This window comes from Litorivivens sp. (assembly GCF_041625495.1).
Taxonomy (GTDB): domain Bacteria; phylum Pseudomonadota; class Gammaproteobacteria; order Pseudomonadales; family Spongiibacteraceae; genus Litorivivens.
Genome location: NZ_JBFJTH010000210.1, coordinates 1 through 5,474 on the forward strand (window position 1 = coordinate 1; position 5,474 = coordinate 5,474).

The 5,474-nt window shown below is 53.7% G+C and carries 8 protein-coding genes; all 8 read left to right on the forward strand.

The window, feature by feature from the left end; all coding sequences use genetic code 11:
- On the forward strand, positions 1-642 hold a 642-nt coding region (locus ABYP39_RS17015), incomplete at its 5' end, for an SDR family NAD(P)-dependent oxidoreductase (protein ID WP_372783776.1).
- A 31-nt stretch (positions 643-673) separates the two neighbouring features.
- On the forward strand, positions 674-1,246 hold the full coding sequence (locus ABYP39_RS17020; RefSeq protein ID WP_372783778.1) for a nuclear transport factor 2 family protein: 573 nt from the start codon (positions 674-676) through the stop codon (positions 1,244-1,246).
- A gap of 91 nt (positions 1,247-1,337) precedes the next feature.
- Positions 1,338-1,826 (forward strand): nuclear transport factor 2 family protein, encoded by a 489-nt coding sequence (locus tag ABYP39_RS17025; protein ID WP_372783780.1) that lies wholly within the window; start codon positions 1,338-1,340, stop codon positions 1,824-1,826.
- Positions 1,827-1,931: 105 nt separating this feature from the next.
- Positions 1,932-2,591: a TetR/AcrR family transcriptional regulator gene (locus tag ABYP39_RS17030; protein ID WP_372749618.1), complete on the forward strand. Its 660-nt coding sequence runs from the start codon at positions 1,932-1,934 to the stop codon at positions 2,589-2,591.
- Positions 2,588-3,484, forward strand: a complete 897-nt coding sequence (locus ABYP39_RS17035; RefSeq protein ID WP_372749617.1) for a TIGR03619 family F420-dependent LLM class oxidoreductase — start codon at positions 2,588-2,590, stop codon at positions 3,482-3,484. Before ABYP39_RS17030 ends, ABYP39_RS17035 begins: the two co-directional genes overlap by 4 nt.
- A 13-nt stretch (positions 3,485-3,497) precedes the next feature.
- A complete protein-coding gene (locus ABYP39_RS17040; protein ID WP_372758871.1) occupies positions 3,498-3,911 on the forward strand; it encodes a nuclear transport factor 2 family protein in 414 nt (137 codons plus the stop codon).
- Entirely contained in the window at positions 3,908-4,738 is an 831-nt protein-coding gene (locus ABYP39_RS17045) for an SDR family NAD(P)-dependent oxidoreductase (RefSeq protein ID WP_372750284.1), read from the forward strand. The genes ABYP39_RS17040 and ABYP39_RS17045 overlap by 4 nt, the downstream gene beginning before the upstream one ends.
- Positions 4,739-5,474: SDR family NAD(P)-dependent oxidoreductase (locus tag ABYP39_RS17050; RefSeq protein ID WP_372783782.1), on the forward strand; the 736-nt coding region annotated here is incomplete at its 3' end.

Consider the following 5,474-nt stretch of genomic DNA (forward strand, 5'->3'; position numbering starts at 1 on the left):
AGTGATGTGGCCGCATTATTCGATCGCGTGCGCGAGGAACAAGGCCGTTTGGATGTTCTTGTGAACAACGACTTCTCGCTCCCAGATGATCTCACAGAACAGAAACCTTTCTGGGAAAAGCCCCTGTCGAATTGGGAAATGATCGACGTTGGTGTGCGCTCCAACTTTGTTGCAGCCTGGCATGCTGCGCAAATCATGACGCTCCAGTCTTCGGGCTTGATCGTGGCCATTTCCGGATATACGGGTGTCGCATACACCTACGGTGTTGTATTTGGTACCAGCAAATCAGCGGTAGATCGCATGTCGCGTGATATGGCTATTGAACTGAAGCCTCATGGAATCACGTCGCTGTCACTTTGGCAGGGGCTTACCCTGACCGAGCGGGCAGAGCGCAATCTTGAAAATATTCCGGGTCTGAAAGGTGGCGCTGCCACTCGCCCCGATGATGCATGCTCGCCTGAGTTCCCGGGGCGTGTCATTGCGGCGCTGGCAAGTGATCCGCAGGTCTTGCGTTATTCGGGCGGCACGTTTATCACCGCAGAACTGGCCCAGGAATACGGGGTGAAAGACATTGACGGAAAAGTCGTACCCTCGTTGCGAGGATCGCGCGGGGCCCCACTGTGGGCGCCCATTGACGACTGAAAATGCACAGAGCTAACACGCGGGGTATTGCATGACGGACGCACAAGTATCAATGACGCCTGAGAAAATGGCGAAGCTGGAAGAACTACTGCATCGACAGGAAATTTACGACTGTTTGGTGCGGTTCAGCCGCGGAATTGATCGGTTTGATCGCGAGGTTTTTTTGTCAGCCTTTCACGAAGATGCGCAAATATCAGCGGGCATATTCGTCGGCGATCCCGTTTCGCTGTATGAATGGGCGCAGTCGATGCACAGCGAAGGGCAGGCCGCGACCCAGCACAGTCTGCTTAACCACAGTTGTGACATTGAAGGGGATATTGCTCACTCGGAAACATACTATCTGTATGTCGGCCGCAATCGCGACGACACCAACTGGATGGCGGGAGGCCGCTATATTGATCGTCTGGAATATCGTGCTGGTCAGTGGAAAATTGCCTTCAGAAATAATGCGATTGAATGGTCGGGTACGGTGCCGACAATGGATATTCCATTTGCTGATGTTGCCGATCTGCCGTTGAACGGTGTGCCAAGCCGGGATGTAAATGATCCTAGCTACCAGCGTCCGTTGTTAAACCGGCGACAGCCTTTCATTCCCGGTAATTGATCCTTAACCATAAAGGGGGCGTATGTTGCGGGGATGGAGTGGGTTGCAGTATTTTCGTGAAATACCGGATTGATCTTATGGGTGGCTGGCAATGAATTCGCTTCAGGAAAAACAGGCAATATACGAAGTACTTTGTAACTACTGTCGGGGGCTTGATCGTATGGACAAAGCCCTGGCCTATTCGGTGTGGCATGACGCCGGTACGGCACTTTATCACGATATATTTGAGGGTAGTGGGCGCGAATTTGTAGATTGGGTGTGGGATGCTCATGCTTTGATGGAGCGCCATTCCCATCAGATTACCAATCATATTATCCAGGTGAACGGCGAGTTGGCATGTAGTGAAACCTACGTGACAGTTGTACTGTGGTCGCTGCCGGATGAGGATGGCGGGCAGCGTGAAATTATCGGTCGGGGGCGCTATCTCGACCAGTGGTCAAAACGTGACGGCAAGTGGGCCATAGATCATCGCGAACATGTGCTGGATATGCAGACCATTCACGACCTGCATCGTGGCTACGTTAATGCGGTGTCTGCGCGTGACACCACAGATCCTTCGTTTAAGGTGCTCTCGCTGTAGAGTACTGCTAGCCATCGCTACTCATCCAAATGACGTAGTTTCACCCTGTTGACACTTTGTCAATAAAGCGAGAAAGTGATCCTCCCGCCAACGGAGGACTCGCCGGTGACCGCCGCCGCCCAACATCGATTAAACGCTATTGCTGAGCTTGCTCAACGCGCATCACGCGAAGAGCGGCGTGAACAGCTGATCAAGGTGGCGGCCTATATTGTTGAGTTTGAAGGCATTGACGCACTCAAACACGCCCGCATTGCAGAGCTTGCCGGTTGCGGCCGGCCGCTGGTCTATTCCTACTTTCCCAAGAAATCGGATCTTTACTTCGCCATTTCCGAATCTTTTTATCAACGTCTCGAGCAGCAGTTCACCTGCGAAGAGCAGTATCAGGCAATAAAGGGCTTTCTGGCGGGCGACAGCAGTCGCAGTGCGAGCCTGGAAGCCCTGATCTGGGATGTGATAGATGAATACGGCTGTGCCGGTTTGATTCTTAGAGCGGTCCCGGAAATCAACGAAGACTTCAGCGACTACCACCGAGAACTGGTGGCGCGTTACGAGTTCCGCTGGCACCGCTATTTTCTGGAGCTGGGGGTAGACGCGCTGTCCGCGCGGTTGCTGCTCGATAACTGCACGGCCGTTACCAAGAATTTTGCGTTGGCTTACAGCCGTGGCGAACTTGATCGCGGTACGTCTCTGCGGCGTACCCTTGCCGCACTGGGGGCATTGATAACATTGGAAATAGAGCGAATTCAAAAAAGGAGCAAGCGATGAGTTTTAAATTGAGCGTTGGTATTTATGGGTTGGAAAACCTTTACGGTGGCAGTCCGCGTGGTTTGATCGAAGTCGCGCAAAAAGCCGAGGCGGCGGGCATTGATCAGCTTTCGATGACCGATCACGTGGTGATGGGTAGCCGAACTGACCGCTACCCCTACGGTGAATTTCCGTCGCCACCGGAAACACCCTGGCTGGAACCGATGACCATCGAGTCTGCCATTGCCGGCGCCACCGACCGAATTGAGTTGTCACAGGGCGTGCTGATTGCACCTTTGCGATCGGCGGCCCTGTTGGCTAAACAGGTTGGCACATTGGACGCGCTGGCGCCGGGTCGGGTAGTGATGGGGTTAGGTACCGGCTGGCAGCGTGAAGAGTATGAGGCGTCTGGCCTGCCGTTTAAGGGGCGAAAGCAATACCTGTTTGAACAGATCGCGGCCATGAAAGCCCTATGGGCTAATGCACCGGCGAGCTATCAGGGTGAGAAAATAGCCTTTAACGATATTTATTGTCGTCCTGCGCCGAGCACAGTTCCGTGCTGGGTGGGCGTAAAAGCTAATGAAGAAAACTGCAAGGCCATTGCGCAAGTGGCTGATGGCTGGATACCCATTGAGCAAGACCCCAAGGTATTTGGCGAAGGCGTTACCGCATTGAAACGTGCTTTTGAAGACGCTGGGCGCGATCCGGCCGAGCTTCAAGTTCGCGCTATGGTCGAGCACAAGTTTGGCGCCGACGGCAACCCGGATTATCAGGCCACGATTGATACCATTCCGGCAATGTTGGAAGCGGGAGCCACCTATATAGAAATCTTGCCACTGTATTTTGTTTACGACGCCGCCATGTTCGACGAATTCTTTGGACGTCTGGCAGAAGTGAAAAAACAGTATTCCTGAAGGGAGCAAAGCTATGGATAAGAATAATGAACCCTGGCGTCTGGCCAATGAATATGTGCGCATTGTGGATGATCGCAATTTTGAAGAAGCCGAAGATATCATGTGGCCGGATTTCACCCAGCACGGCCCTGGATTTGGCGCAGAATCGCGTCAGGTGTTTATTGATAACCTGGAATTTCTGCGGCAATACAGTCGCACCTTTCACCTGATTGGCTCGCAGTTTGGTGAGTGGGATGGCGACAGGTACAGCGGCGAGACTTACTGCATTGCCTCCCACTTTTACGTCAAGGACGATGTGGAACACAAGATGGATATGGGAATTCGCTATCAGGAAACCATTGAAGTTCGTGAGGGTGTGGCCAAATACTTGAAACGCGATCTGAACGTTGTGTGGACCGAAGATCGTCCGTTGGGAGGTGAGTCATGAGCCGAAAGGTTGCCTTTATTACTGGCGCCAGTCGCGGTATCGGCGCAGTTACGGCGATTGAGTTTGCCAAGCAGGGATATGATCTTGCGCTCACAGCGCGCACAGTAAAAGAAGGCGAAGAGAACGAGTACGGCAGCTGGCAGTCGACAACGACTGCGCTGCCCGGTTCACTCGAAGCGACCGCCGAACAGGCTCGCGCTTATGGCGCTGATGTTTTGCTGATTCGTTCGGATATTCTCGATACGGATTCTGTGCTCGCTGCTGCCGATCAGGCCCTGACCCATTTTGGTCGGGTGGATGTGTTATTCAATAACGCCTGTTACCAAGGGCCAGGCAATATGCAGCGAGTGCTGGATGTAGAGCTGGAACAAGCGGAAAAGGTCTATCGTGGTAATGTGTTAACGCCGCTCGCGCTCGTGAAGAAACTGTTGCCGGGTATGCTGGAGCGCAACAGCGGAGCGGTGATCAATATGGTGTCGGGCTCGGCGTTAAATGACCCGCCGGCACCTGCGGATGAAGGCGGCTGGGGTTTTGTTTATCCCTCGTCAAAAGCGGCCTTGATTCGCATGATGCCCTCGCTGCGGGTGGAGCATAAAGACAGCGCGCTGCGTTTCTTTTCGGTAGAGCCGGGCTTTGTGTTGACTGAAGTGATGAAGGCCAATGGCTTTGATGACAAGATTGCCGCGCGCTTTAATCCAACCCCGCCACAGGCGATCGCAGATATTGTCTTCTGGCTGGCCAGTAGCGAAGCCGCTCTGGAACATCATCATCGCGCGGTAATTTTTGCACCGCAATTGCACAAAAAACTGTTTGCCGAGGCGTCATAGATGTTGCTGTCAGGAAAAATTGGTCTGGTTACGGGCGGTGGTAGTGGGATTGGTCGCGCCACCGCGCTTACCTTTGCAAGAGACGGTGCTCGGGTGGCTGTGGTGGATTATCACTTGGAATCCGCAGAAGAAACCGTCGAGTTAGTGCGCCAAGCGGGCGGCGAAGCACTGGCGATTCGCGCCAATGTAGGGAATGAGGACGATGTGAAGGCCATGGTCGAACAGGCTGTTGACGTCTTTGGTCGCGTGGATTGTGTCAGCAATAATGCGGCTTTCGGTGGTGGCTTTGCGCTGTTGCCAGATGTGACGGCGAAAAACTGGCAACTGGCGCAAGATGTCACGCTGAAAGGTGTGTGGCTATGTATGAAGTATCAGATACCGCAGATGTTGAAACAGGGTGGTGGTGCAATTGTAAATATCGCATCGCTTTCTGGGGTTCGAGGGGAAGCGATGCAGGCGCCTTACAGTGCAGCTAAAGGCGGCGTGATTGCCCTGACCAAAACCGCTGCTGCCGAATACGCCCAAAAGGGTATTCGTGTTAACGCAATAAATCCCGGAGGGATTCGCACACCGGCCATTGTGGACTATTTTGCCAAAGTGCCTGGTGCGGAGGAACACACCGCGAAAGTGCATGCCATGCGCCGGCTAGGTGAGCCCGAGGAAGTAGCCGACGCGGTAGCCTACCTATGCTCCGATCGCGCGTCGTTTATAACCGGCACCACGCTGGATGTAGATG

Bases quoted from the DNA above. Each gene is read 5' to 3' on its own strand.
- ABYP39_RS17035 (WP_372749617.1), top strand. From the start codon at position 2,588: ATGAGTTTTAAATTGAGCGTTGGTATTTATGGGTTGGAAAACCTTTAC.
- ABYP39_RS17045 (WP_372750284.1), top strand. From the start codon at position 3,908: ATGAGCCGAAAGGTTGCCTTTATTACTGGCGCCAGTCGCGGTATCGGC.
- ABYP39_RS17020 (WP_372783778.1), top strand. From the start codon at position 674: ATGACGGACGCACAAGTATCAATGACGCCTGAGAAAATGGCGAAGCTG.
- ABYP39_RS17025 (WP_372783780.1), top strand. From the start codon at position 1,338: ATGAATTCGCTTCAGGAAAAACAGGCAATATACGAAGTACTTTGTAAC.
- ABYP39_RS17040 (WP_372758871.1), top strand. From the start codon at position 3,498: ATGGATAAGAATAATGAACCCTGGCGTCTGGCCAATGAATATGTGCGC.